The following is an 18,545-nucleotide window of genomic DNA, read 5'->3' as shown; positions in this document are numbered from 1 at the left end:
TCATTAGGAGATACAGGATACTTCATGGAAACTACTCCATTAGATCCTCATAGTCCATATTCATCAAGTAAGGCTGGATCAGATTTAATGGTTAAGGCTTATCATGATACTTATAAGATGCCAATGAACATAACAAGATGTTCAAATAACTATGGACCATTCCAATTCCCAGAAAAGTTAATACCATTATTAATAAATAACTGTTTAGCTCATAAGGATTTACCAGTTTACGGTGATGGAATGAACATAAGAGACTGGTTATTCGTTGAAGACCATGCTAAAGCTATCGATATGGTTATAAACAATGGTAGAAGTGGTGAAGTTTATAACGTTGGTGGACATAATGAAAGAACTAATATAACAATAGTTAAGACAGTAATATCTTACTTAAATGAAAATGTTGATAAAGCAGTAACTGAAAACTTGATTAAATATGTTGAAGATAGAAAAGGTCATGATAGAAGATATGGAATAGATCCAACTAAAATAAAAGATGAGTTAGGATGGTATCCTGAAACTACATTTGAAATTGGGATTAAGAAGACTATTCAATGGTACTTAGATAACCAAGAATGGATGAAAAGTGTTACTTCAGGTGAGTATTTAAATTACTATAATGAAATGTATAATAAATAAAAAAAGAGGTAATTACCTCTTTTTTTATTTATATTTACACAATATAAAAACACAAAAAAGTAAAATAATGTATTGAAAGTATAAGAAATATGTATTACAATTAGAATATGTTCAAAAAATGAACATAAGGAGGATTTATGAAGGATAAAATTAAAATTTTAAGAGAAGTAAATAAAAATTCAGGAATTAATCAAAGAACATTAAGTAGTAAATGTAAGATATCCTTAGGAAAGGTAAATTCAATAGTTGATACTTTAGAAAAAGATGAACTTATTGTAAAAGAAATAAAAGGTAGACAGCATAAATATAGCATTACAAAAAAAGGGCTAATAATATTGGAAAATGAACTTAAGGATAATAAGGAAGTGCATCTAGAATTACACTCCGAAAAAAAGGTTCCTATAAAAACAGCAGTAATACTTGCAGCAGGAAGAAATAGAAATTTTGATAAACCAGTTGGTAATTTAGAAATAAATAATCTTACTTTAATAGAAAAAAGTATAAATATACTTAGATATAATGGTATAGAAAAAATAATCATTGTTACTGGATACAAGAGTGAAGAAATAAAAAATAAATTAAATGATAATAATATAATTTTTGTTGAAAATAATAATTTTAAGTGGACAGGTACTATGGCTTCATTAGCAGTTGTGGAAAGTTACATAAATGAAGATTTTATTTTAATGGAAAGTGATATAGTAGTTGAGGGAAGTGGAATTAGGGAAATAATTAATTATCCTTGTAGAGATTGCGTGCTGATAACAGCTGAAAGTGGTTCAGGTGATGAAGCTTTTGTTGAAATAAAAGATAACAAAATTTATAAGATATCAAAGGATATTGCACAATTAAATAAAATCGATGGTGAAATGATAGGAATAAGTAAAGTATCTTTTGAGTTTTTTGAAAAGATGATGCAAGCATATGAATTTAATAAAAATCCTTATATGAATTATGAATATATGATGCTTGATATTTCAAGGACTTATTCATTAGGATATGTTAAAATTGATAACTTACTATGGCATGAAATAGATAATAAAGAACACCATGAATATGTAAGTAAGGTATTATTAAAAAAAATAGATAAAAAGGAAAAATCTATTTATCTAGAAAACTTAAAAGAAATAATTTGTAATTCAATGGATGTTTCTATAAATAGAATTAATAGTATTTCTCCTATTGGAGGTATGACTAATAAGAATTATAAAATAGAAATAGATAATGAGTACTATGTATTAAGAGTACCAGGTAATGGTACAGAAGAAATGATAAGTAGAGAAGATGAAATTAAAAATGCTGTATATGCTAATGAAGTAGGTGTTGATTCTGAATTAGTATATTTTAATGAAGAAAGTGGAATAAAAATTTCAAGATTCATAGAAAATGCAGAAACATTAAGTCCAGAAGCAACTAAAAAGCAAAATAATATGACTATGGTGTGTGAAATATTAAGAAAACTTCATAATTATAATAAAAAAATGTCTAATGATTTTGATATATACGGAAAGATAGAGCAGTATGAAAAGCTTGCTAATGAAGTTAATGCAGTATTTTTTGAGGATTATTACGAAGTTAAAAATAAAGTATTATATTTAAAAAATATTATGGATAAATTAGATGTTAAATTAACTCCATGTCATAATGATACTATTGCTGAAAACTTTATAAAAAGTGGAGAAAATAAAATGTATTTAATTGATTGGGAATATGCGGGAATGAATGATCCTATGTGGGATTTAGCAGCACACTCTTTAGAAAATAAATTTTCTGAAGATGAAGAGGAGTTATTATTAAATATATACTTTAATGGAAAAGTAGAAGAAAAATACAAAAAAAGAATTTTAATAAATAAAATTTATCAAGATTTCCTATGGAGTACTTGGACAATTATTAAAGAAGCAAAAGGTGATGACTTTGGAACTTATGGTATAGATAGATATACTAGAGCAAAGAAAAACTTAGAAGCTATATTAAAGGAAGAGGTATAAGATATGATTTATGGATTAATGTCGGGGATATTATGGGGATTAGATACGGTATTACTTGGTATTGCACTTGCAATGACTCCTTTTGTTTCAACAGAACAGGCAATATTTTTAGCTCCTTTTGTTAGTACTTTTTTACATGATTTATTTTCATCTATATGGATGGCTATATATATGATGTTTAAAAGACAAATAGGTAAGACTATAAAAGCTGCTAAAACTAGAAGTGGTAGATTTATAATGTTAGGTGCAATATTAGGTGGTCCAGTTGGTATGACAGGATATTTACTTGCTATAAAATATATTGGACCATCATATACAGCAATTATTTCTTCTCTATATCCAGCTGTAGGAGCATTTCTTTCATTTATCTTTTTAAAGGAAAAAATGAAACCATCAGCTGTAGTAGGGCTATTTTTAAGCGTTGGAGGAATAATAGTTCTAGGCTATGTACCAGGGGGAGAAGTAAATAATTTAGTAGTTGGATTTTTATTTGCAATAATGTGTGTTATAGGATGGGCATCTGAAGCAGTAATATGTGCTTATGGGATGAAGGAAGAAGAAATAACACCAGAACAGTCATTGCAAGTTAGACAATTAACATCAGCAGTTATATATGGATTTTTAATTATTCCAATAATAAGAGGGATTAAATTTACTACAGAAGTAATACCAACTACTGCAACTATGGTAATATTATTGACTGCTTTTGCAGGAACTGCATCTTATGTATGTTATTATAAGGGGATTCATAAAATAGGTGCTACAAAGGCTATGTCTTTAAATATAACATATTCAGCATGGGCTATAGTTTTTGGGGTTATTTTATTAGGAAATTCTATAGATTTAAAATCTATAATTTGTTGTTTATTCATAATGATAGGATCAATTATGGCATCAGGTGATATAAAATCTATATTTAAAAGCCAGTTAGAATCTTAATATAAAAAATCGTGTATCATTTAAATTTGATACACGATTTTTTATATTAATAAGCTAGTTTTCCATCAGAATTTTTAACAGATTTATCTTTAAATATTATATATCCTATTATTATTCCTAAAATTGTAGGAACAACCCATCCAAATCCAACTTTTGAAAGTGGTAAGAATGAAAGATTTAATCCAGGTATTAATAATAATAATGAAAACACTAATGAAGTATAAACTCCAAGTCTTATTGCTTTAACATTAGTTAACCACTTAGATAAAAGTGTTGTAACTATTATTGTTATTGATACTGGATATAGTAAGTTTAATATTGGTGATGAAAAAGCAATAATTTTATCAACACCTAATAATGCTACTAAGAAACTTACTAAAGAAATAACAATTGTATTAAATTTATATGTAAGTTTACCTTTAGAAACTTTTTCAAAGAAGTCTGCACCAGCAGTAATTAAACCAATTGATGTACTTAAGCATGCAAGTCCCATTGCCACTCCAATAACTATAGGGCCTGCAGAACCTAAAATATGTTTAGCTATAAATAATAATAATCCTGTCTTACCTAAATCACTTGAAGCAATAGTAGTAGTTTGTGCGCCAATATACATTAATCCACCATAAACAAATGCAAGTCCTATTGTAGCTACTAAGCTAGATTTAAGAATCATTGAAGGCATATCTTTCTTTTCATAACCTTTATCTTTTAAAGAAGTAGTGATAATTGCAGCAAATAATAAGGCAGCAATTGCATCCATAGTTTGATATCCTTCTATAAGTGAAGAAGAAAATACATTTTGAGCATTAGTAGTAGTTATTTCACCTATTGGCATAAATACTCCTTTAACTATTACAACTATTAAAAGAATAAGTAATGCTGGAGTTAAAAACTTTCCAATAGTATCTATTATTGAAGATCTTTTTAAAACAAATATTAAGTTTATTATAAAGTAAGCTGCTATAACAACTATTGCTGGAATTCCAGGGAAAAATGGGTTAATTGACATTTCAAAGGTTGTGGCAGCTGTTCTTGGAACTGCTAAAAGAGGTCCAATTGCCATAAATAATAATGTTGTAAAGATTATTACAAATTTAGGACCTATTTTTGAAGCTATACTTTCAAAGGAACCGTCTCCTTTAGAACAGGCTAATATTGCTAGTAGTGGAAGTCCTACACCGGTAATAACAAATCCAATCATTCCTGTAAAGAATGATGAACCAAGAGTATTACCTAGAAATCCAGGGAATATTAAATTACCTGCACCAAAAAACATGGAAAATAGGGCAAAGCCTATTACAATTGCATCTTTTGTATTTTTTTTCATAATAAAATCATCCTTTATGTAATTTTGATAAATAGTTAATTATTTATCTGTATTAGTAATATAATTATAGATATAATAATATAAAAATTGATAATTTTCAATGGAAAAGAATACAAGATATTAAAATATGAATTTATAGTATGAAAAATGAATAAATAATGAAAAAAATTAATAAAAAGAGCGAAAATTGATTTATATATAAATTATGGTATAATTATCTTTGCTTATAATATTATTGGTATATTTATATAGTTTTAAGTAAAATTATTAATATATAGATAAATATAAGTTAAAATTATAATTATATAAAGGTGTATTATGAATAAATCTATTTCAAAAAACATATTTTTTAAATTATTATTAAATATTTTCAATTTAATAATACCTATATTAATAGGGCCATATGCATTAAGGGTTTTAGGTCCTGAAAATATGGGAACTGTAAACTTTTCTCAAACTATATATGGATATTTTTATATATTTGCTGGATTTGGAGTTTATCAATATGGTTTAAGAGAGGTAAGTAGGGTTAGAGATAACAAAGAAAAGCTATCAAGTGTATTTACTAACTTGTTTATATTTACATTGATAACTAATATTATAACTGTAGCAATATATGTTATTTTTATACATAATAGTTATTATGGATCTCAAACATATATAGCATGTATGATAATGACATTTAATTTAGTTGCTAATGTATTTTATATTGAATGGTTAAATGAAGCTTTAGAAAATTTTGGATTTATAACAATAAAAACTATAGTTGTAAGAATAATATATGTAATATTGCTACTAACAACAGTTAGATCAAGTGATAATTTAAAAGAATATATGATTGTGTTAGTACTATATACATTATTAAATAACTTATTAAGCTTTATATACATAAAAAGAAGAATAAAATTTAATTTTTCTAATATTAAGTTAAAAAAACATATAAAACCTATGTTTTTAGTTGTTATTTTATCTAATGCTAATGTATTATATACTCAATTAGATAGATTAATGCTAGGGCAATTTGTATCTACTGTTTCAGTAGCTTATTATGCTACTGCACAAAATATAAGTACTATGATTAATACGTTATTGTTAACAGTAATAACAGTAACAATACCTAGATTATCTAATTATGTAGCAAATGATAGTAATGAAGAATACCTGACTTTATTAGATAAGATAAGTAAGTTATATTTCTTATTTTTATTTCCAGCATCCATAGGAATGTTCTTATTGTCAAAAGAAATAATCTTACTATATGGCGGAAGTGAATATATGGCATCTGTTCCAATTATGATGGTATTTTCACTTTATATAATATCATTAGGATATGATACTATATTAAGTAATCAAGTTATGTATACAAGAAGAAAAGAAAAGCAACAGGTTAAAATAATATTTATAGGTGGATTAATTAATTTATTATTAAATATATTATTAGTTGTATTTAGAAAATATAATGGAACAACAGCAGTAGCAACTACTCTTTTTGCTAATATATGTGTAATAGTAATGGAGAATATTTATGTTAGAAAAGTGCTACGGGTTAAATTTAATATATTCTCTATGGATAAGTTAAAATATATGTTTGTTTCTTTATTATTTATTCCAGTTACTTTTATAATAAGACAATTTACTGGTAATATCTTTGAATCACAAGAACTTAATGCTATAGTTATTTCATTAATTACAGTTTCAGTTAATGGTTTATTATATTTCTTAGTTTTATTTATTATAAAGGATGAAAATCTAAAAGAAGTTAAGAATAAAATGTTAAATAAAATAAAAAGGTAATATTTGAGATAATCTTCAATTTAGAAGTTGAAGGTTATTTTTTTGTTAATTTTAAAGTTTAATATTTAAAATGTAAGAAATATTAATAATTATATTGTAAAATTTACTACCTATTATAGAAATTAACTCGAATAAAATATATAATTAAATTATTATATGTTATGGAGGGGAAGTTATGCTAAAAAAAATATTTAATAAATCTATTATATTTCTTATTTTTGTTTTAATGATAGTTGGAAGGGGACAAACTGTTATTGCTGATGATAAAGGTGAAGAAAAAAGTAATTTAGTGACTAATGAGATTAATGATGTTAATTTCGATATGGAAGATAATATCATAAGAAAGACTGGATGGATATATGAAAATAATAACTGGTATTATTTTGATAAAGATGGGAATCCACAAATAGGTTGGCTAATTGATGGTGGTAAATGGTATTACTTAAAAGATAATGGAGAAATGGCTACAGGATGGTTATATGATGCTGGGAAATGGTATTATTTAGAGCAGTCTGGAGCCATGAAAACAGGATGGTTAAAGTTGGATAATAAATGGTATTTCCTAAATAATAGTGGAGAGATGGTCAGCGGATGGTTATATGATGCCGGGAAATGGTATTATTTAGAGCAATCAGGCGAGATGAAAACAGGGTGGTTAAATGATAGGAATAAATTATATTTCCTAAAGGCAAATGGGGAAATGGCTATTGGGTTTACTGATATAGAAGGTAAAATATATTATATGAGAGATAACGGTGAAGTAGCAACAGGTTGGATAAGAGATAATGGTAAGTGGTACTATGCAGAAGAATCAGGAGCAATGAAAAGTGGATGGCTAAGTTATAAAGGCAAATGGTATTACTTATATGAAAATGGAGAAATGTCAACGGGTAAAGTAGAGAATAATAATAAGATTTATTATCTAAATGATGATGGCTTAGTTTTAAGTGGATGGATAAAATTTGAGGATAAGTGGTATTATGCAGAAACTACAACCTCTATGAAGAGTGGATGGTTAAAAGATAATGGTAAATGGTACTATTTATATGAAAATGGTGAGATGGCTACTGGTATTATTGAAGTTAATTATAAAAAGTATTACTTAAATGATAAAGGTGAAATGCTTACTGGATGGATCAGTAACAATGGTACTTGGTACTATGGCGATAGTAGTGGACAACTTGTTAAAGGGTTTATTACATTAGGAGTTAACACTTATTATTTTAACAATGATAGTATTATGGTTACAGGAAGTCAAATGATAAATAATAAAGAATATTATTTCCATAGTGATGGAGTTATGGCTAGATTTGAATTTATATCAGGTAAGTATTATGGAAAAGAGGGAGTCTTTAAGAATCTTTCTAATGGCGAAAAAATAACAATAGTATTAGACCCTGGGCATAATTATGGGGGAGATGATGGAGCATATTCAAAACATAATGGAATTCAGTATGTTGAGAGGGAATTAAATATGCAAGTAGCCATTGAATTAAAGAAAAAATTAGAAACTGAAGGATACAATGTTATTTTAACTAGAAATCCTGAGGATAAAACTTATGAGACAGTGAAAGAAAGTTTAAAAAAGAGAGTAGATTATGCAAACTCTAAGGATACAGATTTATTTATAAGTATACACCATGATTCAAGTAGTAATTCAAGTGCTAGTGGATTTACAGCTTTTTATAGCTCTATTAAGGGAAATTCAACAGGCAGAGATGATAAGGTTACTGATATTTCAAAAGAAATAGCCAAGAATATTGTTAATGCTGTTAGCAGTGAGTTAGGCTATAGAAATAGAGGGGCTAAGGATAATGATTTTTATGTTATAAAAAATACTACAATGCCTTCGATTTTATTAGAATGTGGTTTTATAAGTAATCCTGGAGAAGCAGAGAAGGCTGCAAATCAAAGCAATCAAACTAAGTTAGCTGAAAGTATAGCAAAACAAATAAATAAATTATTTAGGAAATAGATAGGGGAAAAAATGAAAAAAAATAAAAAGCTAAAATCTATAATATCTTTGATTTTAACTATATTGCTAATAGTGCCATCAGTTAATGCATATGCAACTGATAGTAATAAAGTAATTGAGGAAAATGTAGAAGAGATATTAATAGATGAATCAAATAAGGATGTAATTGAAAGTGATGAATCTATAAACGGGCAAGAGAATATAAGTGAAGAAATAAATATAGAAGATGTCAAAGAAGATAATGATATTAATGAGATAAGTGTAGATGGAAATGAAGCTAATAATGAAGATATAGCTGGCGAACTATATGAAGTTATAGAAAATCATGTTCCATATACTGTGAAGAATTCAGAGTTTGAAAGAGAAGAATTTCAACTAAAATATGAAAATTTATATGATGATTTAAAATTAAAAAAGAAAACAGAAGAAGATTATGAAATAGCATTAGCATATAGTGATGGAACCTATAGATTTGTTGATTCAACAAATAGTATTGAAGAGGCAAAAAATGAAGTTTTAGAAGCTGAATCTAATTTATCTGATAACTCAATAGTTCCAGTAGTATTAGATGAAAATGGACAAGTTACCTATTCAACTCTATCTATGGGTAGAATATTAAAACATATAAATGGAGAGGCTGACCCAACCTTTTCAAATAATACTAATATATATACAACTTCGTCCTTAAGTAATGCATTTACATATATAAATCACGGATATGTAGATGATGTTCCTGTAATTGAGGATTTAGGTAATGTTGCTAAAATTCAAGTAGCAGGATATACAGGATGGGTTAATAAGGATACAAGTTCCATGGATTATGACTTGGTTATAGTTCCTATTAATCAAGTAACTAATCCAAGTTATTATATGAATAAAGGTGGAGTTTTATATCATTTTATTTCTAGTAACTTAAGAGCAACAACCGAAACTGGAAACACTATAAGAATAGGACTAGCTCCTACTTATTTAAAAGAAGGTGTTAAGTATTTAAGTTATGATGGAAATTATTTTTATGATGGATCGAATATTTCTACAGGATTAACAAACTTAATATGTGACTTAAGGGCAAATACTAAAAATAATTCTATAAATAAAAGCAATCCATGCTACAATTATTTTAATTATTTACCTTTTAGAAGTAGAACATCCTATACAGCAAATGAATTAAATGATTTTATTAATGAAAAAACTATTTCTAATAGTAAGTTAAGAGATACAGGAGAATATTTTATTAATGCACAAGAAAAATATGGAGTAAATGCCCTATTAGCATTAGGAATAGCTATTAATGAATCAAATTGGGGTAAATCTACAATAGCGCAAAATAAAAATAATATTTTTGGAATGAATGCTGTAGACTCTAGTCCAGGGCAATCAGCTAATTATTATAAGAGTGTTGAACTTTGTATAAATGAATTTGCAAAATATTATATATCTGGAGGATATGCAGACCCAGCAGATTGGAGATATCATGGTGGATTTTTAGGAAATAAATATAGAGGTGCTAATGTAAAATATGCATCAGATCCTTTTTGGGGAGAAAAAGCAACAGCCCATGCATTTACAATAGATATGTTTTTATCTAAAAATGATATAAGTAATTTAAAAGATTATAATGCATTTACTATTATTAAGTATACAGGTGAGAATAGAGTAATAAATAGTAATAATACGTTGCTATATAATATATATACTGATTTTTCTAAACGCGGCGGATATATTGATACAGTAGCAGTTATTACAGATAATAATGAAAAAAATATAGGTGGTAACTATTATAAGGAAATATACGCTGAGCGTAATACAGCTGTTGGGTCAGGTGGAACTGCTAATAAGTATCCAGGTGAATATAATTGGGATAGTAGGGGATATATTAAGGGGGAGAATATAGAATTTTTAAATACAGGAAAATCAAATATACTTCCTATAGATCCAAATTACGCAAATAAGTGGAAAAATGATAATGGAAATTACTATTATTACAATAGTTCAGGTGTATTATGTAGGGGATGGAAAGCTATAGGCATGTATTGGTATTATTTTGATGCTAATACTGCAATTATGCAAACTGGTTGGATAAAATATAATGGTGATTGGTATTACTTAGAACCTACTGGAAAAGCAAAAACAGGTTGGTTAAATGATAATGGAAAATGGTATTATTTTGATTCAAACTGTAAAATGCTAACTGGATGGCAAAAAATATCAGGAGAGTGGTATTACTTAGAAGCTAGTGGACAAGCAAAAACAGGTTGGTTAAATGATAATGGAAAATGGTATTATTTTGATTCAAACTGTAAAATGCTAACTGGATGGCAAAAAATATCAGGAGAGTGGTATTACTTAGAAGCTAGTGGACAAGCAAAAACAGGTTGGTTAAATGATAATGGAAAATGGTATTATTTTGATTCAAACTGTAAAATGCTAACTGGATGGCAAAAAATATCAGGAGAATGGTATTACTTAGAAGCTAGCGGACAAGCAAAAACAGGTTGGCTAAATGATAATGGAAAATGGTATTACTTTGATTCAAGTTGTAAAATGAAAACTGGATGGATTGAAGATGGCGGAAAAAAATACTACCTATACTCAAATGGAGCAATGGCAGTTAATACGATTATAGATGGTATAAAGATAGGTAGTGATGGAGCTGCAATAAAGTAATTAAAAGGAGCTATGGTTCATAGCTCCTTTTAATTATGTATTAATTTAATAGCCTATGGTATAATAAAAAATAAAATAATAATAATAATTTATGGAGGTTTTCAATGGATAATTTAAAAGTTGCTCAAAATATAGCTTGTTATACTTTGAAAAATATAGATAGGGTATGTAGAAAAAATAACATAGAATATTTTATTTGTGCGGGAACATTACTAGGAGCTTATAGACATGGTGGCTTTATTCCATGGGATGATGATATAGATATTGCTATGACAAGAGAAAATTATAATAAGTTCTTAAAAATTGCTCAAAAGGAATTGGGGGATGAATTCTTTGTTCAAACTAAGGAAACAGATCCAGGATATGATATATTTCATGTAGAATTAAAAGTTAGACATAATAATTCAAGGGTGAATGATGGAAAAGAACATAATTATCATCAAGGAGTATTTGTAGATATTTTTGCAATGGATTATGTGCCTAATAATAAACTAGTTAGAAATTTGCAAAGAAATTTATCATTAATAATAGCAGGAGCAGATGCAGCTGTTAATGCCAACTTTAAAAATATAAGCTTTAAAAATAAGGTTTTATATCCAATACTTTGGTTTTTTAGCAAAAAGGTAAGTTTTGAAAAAAGAAGAAAATTAATATCTAAGTTGAGAAGTCTCACAGGCAATAATAGAGATTTAATATCATATGGCCTAGATAGTATTTGGAAAACTACTTTTAAATATACAGATATTTATCCAATTAGAGAAATGGAGTTTGATAATATAAAGGTAAAGGCACCCAATAATGTACATAATGTATTAGTCGCTGAATATGGTGAAAGTTATATGGAATTACCAAAGGAAGAAGATAGAATTCCTTCACATTTTATAGGAGTTGAGTTACTAGATAAAAGAAAGGTAATTTAAAAATGAAAAATAATTCAATTGCAAAAAATGCATTTTTTAAATTATTACTTAACTTATTTAATGTAATTGTACCGATAATAATAGGGCCTTATGTAGCTAGAAAATTAGGGTCAGATTTGCTAGGGACTATTAATTTTGCTCAATCTATTAATGGTTACTTTTATATTTTTGCATCTTTTGGAATTTATAATTATGGATTAAGAGAAATAAGCAGAAAAAGAGAAAATGAAAAAGAAGTAAGACAAACATTTACAAGTTTATTTGTATTTACAATAATAACAAACACTTTAAGCGGAATTGCATATATAGTATTTGTAAGTAACAAATATAGAGGACAGGATGTAGCTACTGCAGCCATGATTTTAAGTGGTATATTTTTATTTAATATATTTTATACTGAATGGGTAAATGAAGGGTTAGAAAACTATGATTTTATTTCTATAAAAACTATATTTGTTAGAATTATTTATTTAATACTTTTGTTTATAATGGTTAGAGAAGCAAAAGATTGGAAAAATTATGTATTTTTATTGGTGTTTTCGATAGCTGCTAATAATATGTTGAGTTTTATATATATAAAAAGGCGAATTAAATTTGATTTTTCTAATATTGAATTAAAGAAACATATAAAGCCGATGTTTTTTGTAGTTATTTTATCTAATGCAAATATTCTATATACTCAATTAGATAAAATAATGTTAGGTGAATATGTAAATAAATCATCTGTATCATATTATGTTATGGCTCAAAATGTAGTAACTATAGTTAATAGTATTGCATTAAGTATTATAACGGTTAGCTTACCAAGATTGTCTAATTATCTTTTTAATAATAAAGAAAGTGAATATATATATTTAGTAAATAAATTGGCAAAATACTTATTTTATTTTTTGTTTCCCATGTCTATTGGAATAGCCGTTTTAGGAAAAGAGATAATGCCTTTTTATGGAGGTAATGATTATATAGATGCGGGCGCTGTTTTGATGGTTTTTGGAGTATATATGATTACTATGGGATACGAATATATTTTAAGTAATCAAGTTCTATATCTAAAGAAAAAAGAAAAGATACAAGTAAGTTTATTACTTTTTGGAGGAATTATAAATTTACTTTTAAATTATTTATTAATTAAACTAAGAATCTTTAATGCAGAAAACTCAGTAATAACTACTATGATTGCAAATAGTATCTTCCTTATTATGGAGTATATATATATAAGAATGGTAATGAAACTTAAAATTAATATATTTGGATTTGATAAATTAAAATATTTATTTATTAGTTTAGGGTTTATTCCTATCACTATGTTAATAAGAAATTTTATTTCAAATTATGTATTAATAATTATGATTGGAATTATAGTTAATGTAATTTATTATTTTAGTGTTTTATTAATTAATAATGATCAATTAACTTATGAAATTATAGATATTGGTAAAAGTAAGATTGTGGAAATGGTGAAAAAGATTAAATAACTAAATATAAGCAAGTATGAAGACTTAGGTACTTTGAAGCTTTTTGATTTTTATTCCTAATGTGATATAATACTTATGGTCATTATTAAAAATAATAATAAATAAATTATATTATATATTATATAAATTACGTAAAATAAGTGCTATAATTATATAAATATTAACAAAAGTGAGGGAATAGATGTGGAAGAACAAGGAATGATATTAGAAGATTTTTATATTGCGGTAAAGAAAAGATGGATAATGGTACTAGTATTAATATTAGTTCCTGTTTTAATTGTATTGTTTAAGCCTAAGGCTATTATTACTCCAGAATATGAAGCAAGTACAAGATTATATGTTATTAGAACAGACTTAGAAACTATTGCAGGTAGTCCAAAGGGAAGTATAGAATATAATTTGTTAAATAGTTTTGTAGAAAGTTTAAAGACTAATAATGTTATTGAAGAAGCTTTAATTGATACTAATTCAACTTTAACTGTTAAAGAGGTTTCTTCAAAAATATATGCGAAGATTTTTCAAGATAGTAATATTGTAGATTTATCTCTAACTGGTACAAATGAAGAAGAAATAGCAAAGGTTTTAGAAGATATAGTTAAAATTGCTGAAAAAACAGTAACAAACTATATTCCAAATTCTAAAATGAGTGCTATAGATACAGTTAAAGTTTCAGAAATATCTCCAATTAATGCAGGAGGTAATGTTAAAAAGGTAATATTAATATTTGGAGCAATGACATTTATTTCATTATTATTAGCTGTTACTCTTGAGTATTTAGATGATTCATTTAAGCATGAAGATCAAATAGAAAAAACATTAAAAGAGTCTGTATTAGCAATATTCTTTAAAAAAGATAAGAATAAGAAAGTTACTTATAATAAAATAGCTACAAATCTTTTATATAATTATAAAAATATAAAAAAGATATTAATATCATCTACAACAAATAATGAAGGTAAAAATGAATTTGTAGAAGAAATTGCAATTACTATTGCTGAAAAGGGAAGTAAGGTATTAGTTATTGATACTGAAAAAGCTTTAAGTCAAATTAATGAAACTATGAAGTCAATGGAAATTGAAGATTTCGGTAAATTAATAGTTAAAAAAGAATATGATTTATTAATTATTAATAATGATGATTTATCAGAAGGTAATATAAAAAATTTATTTGATAATTTAGATCAAAAATATCAATATATTTTAATAAATGGAACTCCAATGAATAATGAGGTATTATCTCAAAGTTTTGCAAAAGAAGCTGATGGAACAATTTATATTGTAAAGGGATATAAAAATAAGAGAAAAGTTATTTTAAGATCAGTAAATGAGTTAAAAGCCTATAATAACAATATAATTGGAGTAGTGCTAAATAATATAGAAGTATAAATATTAGAGTTTATTGCTTTTATTTATAGAAGGAGCAAAAAGATGGAGAGTATAAAAGGTTTAAAAACATTTTTACTTGTGCTAATTGATATTATTATAATAATGTTATCTTATATGGTAAGTATATATATAAGATTAGGATGGAGTTTTGATGAAATATATTTAGATGTTTTCTGGAAGTATATTCCTGTCATACTCTTGATATATATATCTATGTTAATACTTTTTAAGATGTATAGAAGTACATGGAGAATAGCTGGTATAGATGAGGTTATTTATGGAGCAGCTGCTTGTAGTATTGCTGCAATTTTAAACTTTATATTTATGGAAATAGTTCCAGTAAGAATTCCAAGAGTGGTTACTATATTATCATTTATATTTATAACACTTATGATTTTAGGGGTTAGATTATCATTTAGATTAATTAGAAGAATAATGGTATATGGAAATATAATGATAAGTAATGATAGAGAAAGAGTGCTTATAATAGGTGCAGGAACATGTGCACACTTATTAATTGACCAAATACATAAGGATAAGCATTTTAAGTATAAAGCTATCGGATTAATTGATGATAATCCAGCTAAAAAAGGAAGTTATTTAAATGGTGTTAAAGTCTTAGGAGACAGAAATAAAATACCAGAAATATGCGAAAAGCAAAATATTCACTTAATTTTATTTGCTATATCTAATATAGAGGCAAAAGAAAAATATAAGATATTAGATATATGTGAGGAAGCTAATGTAAAAGTGAGGTTAGTTCCAAGTATAAATGAGTTAATAGATAATGAAGTTGCCCTAAATAAAATGAGAGATGTTGATTTAAGAGATTTATTAGGTAGAGAAGAAATAAAGTTAGATAAGGACGGAATTAATGAATACCTAAGTGGAAAGGTTGTATTGGTTACTGGTGGGGGTGGATCAATAGGTTCAGAGTTATGTAGACAAATTGCAAAATTTAAGCCAAAGAAATTACTTATATTAGATAACTATGAAAACAACGCTTACGATTTGCAAAATGAATTAACTAGAAGTGAGCCTGATTTACAAAAGGAAGTAATAATTGCTTCAGTAAGAGAAAAAGATAGAATTGATAGTATTTTTGAACATTATAGACCACAAGTAGTATTCCATGCCGCTGCTCATAAGCATGTTCCATTAATGGAGGATAATCCTCAAGAGGCAATAAGAAATAATGTTTGCGGAACATTAAATTTAGGTGAATGCTCAGATAAATATAAGGTAGAAAAATTTGTTTTAATATCAACGGATAAAGCTGTAAACCCAACTAATGTAATGGGAGCGACTAAACGTTTATGTGAAATGATTGTACAGGCGTTAAATAAAAAAAGTAAAACAGAGTTTGTAGCTGTTAGATTTGGAAATGTATTAGGAAGTAATGGTTCAGTTATTCCTTTATTTAAGAAGCAAATATCAGAAGGTGGACCAGTAACATTAACACACAGAGATATTATAAGATATTTTATGCTTATTCCTGAGGCTGCGCAACTTGTTCTTCAGGCAGGTGCATATGCAAAAGGTGGAGAAATATTTATATTAGATATGGGTAAGCCAGTTAAAATTTATGATTTAGCTGAAAAATTAATAAGATTATCTGGATTCGAGCCTAATAAAGATATAGAAATTAAAATAACTGGATTAAGACCAGGTGAAAAGTTGTATGAAGAATTGCTAATGAGTGAAGAAGGATTAGAAAATACAGCTCATGAAAAGATATTTACAGGAAAATTATCTGAATTTGATTTAGATGAATTAAAGGTTCAAATTAATGAGCTTTTAGAGGTTGTAAAGACCGGTAATAAAGAAATGATTAAAAAAGGAATAAGAAAGATAGTACCTACTTATACAATAACAGAAATAACATCAAACAATATAAATAAAGATGAAGCTGCTATAACTGAGCAAGGGGAGGACTAATATAGTGAAGAGGGCTTTTGATTTTATAATGAGTTTACTTGGAATTATAGTACTATCACCTATAATTATAGTTTTGATAGTTTTAGTAAAGTTAACATCTAAAGGACCAGTATTATTTAAACAAAGAAGAATAGGAAAGGACAATAAAGAGTTTTATATATACAAGTTTAGAACTATGAGAGTTGATACTCCTAATGTGGCTACGCATTTATTAGAGAATCCAGATCAATATATCACTCCAATTGGTAAATTTATGAGGAAAACTAGTTTGGATGAATTGCCACAATTGTTTAATATACTTAAGGGAGAAATGAGTATAGTAGGGCCAAGACCTGCTTTATATAATCAATTAGATTTAAAGGAAAAGAGAACAGAGCTTGGAATTCATAGGTTATTACCAGGATTAACAGGATGGGCTCAAATTAATGGAAGAGATGAAATTCCATTAGAAGTTAAAGTTAAATTAGATAAAGAGTATCTAGATAAAAGAAGTTTTTCAATGGATTTAAAAATAATATTTTTAACTTTATTTAAGGTTTTAAAAAGTGAAGGTGTTAAAGAGGGAAAGGCTTAATAAGATAGAGGCTGGTGAATTAATATGAAGATTTTAATTACTGGTGTATATGGAATAGTTGGTAGCTTTTTAGCTGCCAATTTAATGAATGAACACGAAGTAATAGGTATAGGTAGAAGAGAAAATTATGATGGTTGTCACAAGTATTATAGTTGTGATATTACTGATAAAGACAAAATAGAAGAGATTATTAAGGAAAATAAAGACTTAGATTTTATAATTCATTGTGCAGCATTAGCACATAACAAAGGAAATGATTTATCTTATGATAGATTTATTAAAGTAAATTATGAGGCAACGGCTGATTTAATTGACTTAAGTAATAAGTATTTAAATTTAAAGGACTTTATATTTATAAGCACAATTTCTGTTTATGGAGAGAGCTTAAATAAAGAGTATTATCTTGAGGATGATTCTTGTAATCCAAGAAGCCCATATGCTGTTGCTAAAAAGAAATCTGAAGATTATATTATAAATAAATATAAAGGTAAATACTCTATTTTAAGATTAAATCCAGTTTATTCAAAGGATTTTTTATTAAATATACAAAGGAGAACTTTAATTAAAGGTATTACATATAAGGTTGGAGATGGAAAGAATAAATTAACATTATGTAATATTAAAAATATATATCACGCTGTTAATTATTTAATTAATAATTGTGAAAATGAAGGCAATGAAATATATAATATTGGAGATTCAATAGTTTATGAGTATAAAGAATTAGTTGAAAAGTTTAATGGAAAAAGTAAAATTACTATTCCTAAATTTTTGTTAACATCTTTATATAAATTAAATGATTTTACTCTTAAGAAGCAATTTATTCATGAAAATTCAATTAAGTTAATAAGTAATAACATTTATTCAGCAGATAAGATAAATAAAAAAGCAAACTTAAAATATACAATTAAGGATATATAAAA

13 protein-coding genes are annotated in these 18,545 nt (G+C 26.5%); 12 read left to right on the top strand and 1 reads right to left on the bottom strand.

Annotated elements, in window-relative coordinates:
* From I2E98_RS12970 to I2E98_RS12960, 3 genes are all read left to right on the top strand, one after another.
* A partial coding sequence (locus I2E98_RS12970; RefSeq protein ID WP_195469319.1) for a GDP-mannose 4,6-dehydratase occupies positions 1–636 on the top strand: 636 nt, incomplete at its 5' end.
* A gap of 137 nt (positions 637–773) precedes the next feature.
* Positions 774–2,627, top strand: a complete 1,854-nt coding sequence (locus I2E98_RS12965; RefSeq protein WP_195469318.1) for a phosphocholine cytidylyltransferase/choline kinase family protein — start codon at positions 774–776, stop codon at positions 2,625–2,627.
* A 3-nt stretch (positions 2,628–2,630) separates the two neighbouring features.
* The gene (locus I2E98_RS12960) at positions 2,631–3,566 is read left to right on the top strand and encodes a DMT family transporter (protein ID WP_195469317.1); all 936 of its coding nucleotides are present in this window, start codon (positions 2,631–2,633) and stop codon (positions 3,564–3,566) included.
* A gap of 46 nt (positions 3,567–3,612) precedes the next feature.
* Here the strand turns inward: I2E98_RS12960 and brnQ are convergent, their stop codons facing one another.
* Complete coding sequence (gene brnQ, locus I2E98_RS12955) at positions 3,613–4,893, bottom strand: branched-chain amino acid transport system II carrier protein (RefSeq protein ID WP_195469316.1); 1,281 nt, start codon at positions 4,891–4,893, stop codon at positions 3,613–3,615.
* 318 nt (positions 4,894–5,211) lie between these two features.
* Here brnQ and I2E98_RS12950 point away from each other — a divergent pair, with 318 nt between their 5' ends.
* The 9 genes from I2E98_RS12950 (at position 5,212) to I2E98_RS12910 (ending at position 18,543) form a co-directional block, all read left to right on the top strand.
* Positions 5,212–6,687 carry a flippase gene (locus I2E98_RS12950; RefSeq protein WP_195469315.1) on the top strand — a complete coding sequence of 492 codons (1,476 nt, stop codon included), beginning with the start codon at positions 5,212–5,214 and terminating at the stop codon, positions 6,685–6,687.
* A gap of 175 nt (positions 6,688–6,862) precedes the next feature.
* A complete protein-coding gene (locus I2E98_RS12945; protein ID WP_195469314.1) occupies positions 6,863–8,662 on the top strand; it encodes an N-acetylmuramoyl-L-alanine amidase in 1,800 nt (599 codons plus the stop codon).
* A gap of 12 nt (positions 8,663–8,674) precedes the next feature.
* Entirely contained in the window at positions 8,675–11,329 is a 2,655-nt protein-coding gene (locus tag I2E98_RS12940) for a glucosaminidase domain-containing protein (protein ID WP_195469313.1), read from the top strand.
* 104 nt (positions 11,330–11,433) lie between these two features.
* Positions 11,434–12,249, top strand: coding sequence for a LicD family protein (locus tag I2E98_RS12935; protein WP_195469312.1), 816 nt, complete (start codon positions 11,434–11,436; stop codon positions 12,247–12,249).
* Between the two features lie 2 nt (positions 12,250–12,251).
* A complete protein-coding gene (locus I2E98_RS12930) occupies positions 12,252–13,724 on the top strand; it encodes an oligosaccharide flippase family protein (RefSeq protein ID WP_195469311.1) in 1,473 nt (490 codons plus the stop codon).
* 183 nt (positions 13,725–13,907) lie between these two features.
* The gene (locus I2E98_RS12925) at positions 13,908–15,110 is read left to right on the top strand and encodes a hypothetical protein (protein ID WP_195469310.1); all 1,203 of its coding nucleotides are present in this window, start codon (positions 13,908–13,910) and stop codon (positions 15,108–15,110) included.
* Positions 15,111–15,152: 42 nt separating this feature from the next.
* Positions 15,153–17,048 (top strand): nucleoside-diphosphate sugar epimerase/dehydratase, encoded by a 1,896-nt coding sequence (locus tag I2E98_RS12920; protein ID WP_195469309.1) that lies wholly within the window; start codon positions 15,153–15,155, stop codon positions 17,046–17,048.
* A 4-nt stretch (positions 17,049–17,052) separates the two neighbouring features.
* Positions 17,053–17,622 (top strand): sugar transferase, encoded by a 570-nt coding sequence (locus I2E98_RS12915; protein ID WP_195469308.1) that lies wholly within the window; start codon positions 17,053–17,055, stop codon positions 17,620–17,622.
* A gap of 24 nt (positions 17,623–17,646) precedes the next feature.
* Positions 17,647–18,543: an NAD-dependent epimerase/dehydratase family protein gene (locus tag I2E98_RS12910; RefSeq protein ID WP_195469307.1), complete on the top strand. Its 897-nt coding sequence runs from the start codon at positions 17,647–17,649 to the stop codon at positions 18,541–18,543.
* Positions 18,544–18,545: the final 2 nt, after the last annotated feature.

The organism is Clostridium sp. D43t1_170807_H7 (genome assembly GCF_015555905.1).
GTDB lineage: Bacteria > Bacillota > Clostridia > Clostridiales > Clostridiaceae > Clostridium.
Note: the sequence above shows the minus strand (reverse complement) of the source record. Positions and strands in the feature narration are given on the sequence as shown.

Coding starts and splice junctions, on each gene's coding strand:
- I2E98_RS12920 (WP_195469309.1), top strand. CDS start 15,153: ATGGAGAGTATAAAAGGTTTAAAAACATTTTTACTTGTGCTAATTGAT.
- I2E98_RS12960 (WP_195469317.1), top strand. CDS start 2,631: ATGATTTATGGATTAATGTCGGGGATATTATGGGGATTAGATACGGTA.
- I2E98_RS12945 (WP_195469314.1), top strand. CDS start 6,863: ATGCTAAAAAAAATATTTAATAAATCTATTATATTTCTTATTTTTGTT.
- I2E98_RS12950 (WP_195469315.1), top strand. CDS start 5,212: ATGAATAAATCTATTTCAAAAAACATATTTTTTAAATTATTATTAAAT.
- I2E98_RS12935 (WP_195469312.1), top strand. CDS start 11,434: ATGGATAATTTAAAAGTTGCTCAAAATATAGCTTGTTATACTTTGAAA.
- brnQ (WP_195469316.1), bottom strand. CDS start 4,893: ATGAAAAAAAATACAAAAGATGCAATTGTAATAGGCTTTGCCCTATTT.
- I2E98_RS12965 (WP_195469318.1), top strand. CDS start 774: ATGAAGGATAAAATTAAAATTTTAAGAGAAGTAAATAAAAATTCAGGA.
- I2E98_RS12930 (WP_195469311.1), top strand. CDS start 12,252: ATGAAAAATAATTCAATTGCAAAAAATGCATTTTTTAAATTATTACTT.
- I2E98_RS12910 (WP_195469307.1), top strand. CDS start 17,647: ATGAAGATTTTAATTACTGGTGTATATGGAATAGTTGGTAGCTTTTTA.
- I2E98_RS12940 (WP_195469313.1), top strand. CDS start 8,675: ATGAAAAAAAATAAAAAGCTAAAATCTATAATATCTTTGATTTTAACT.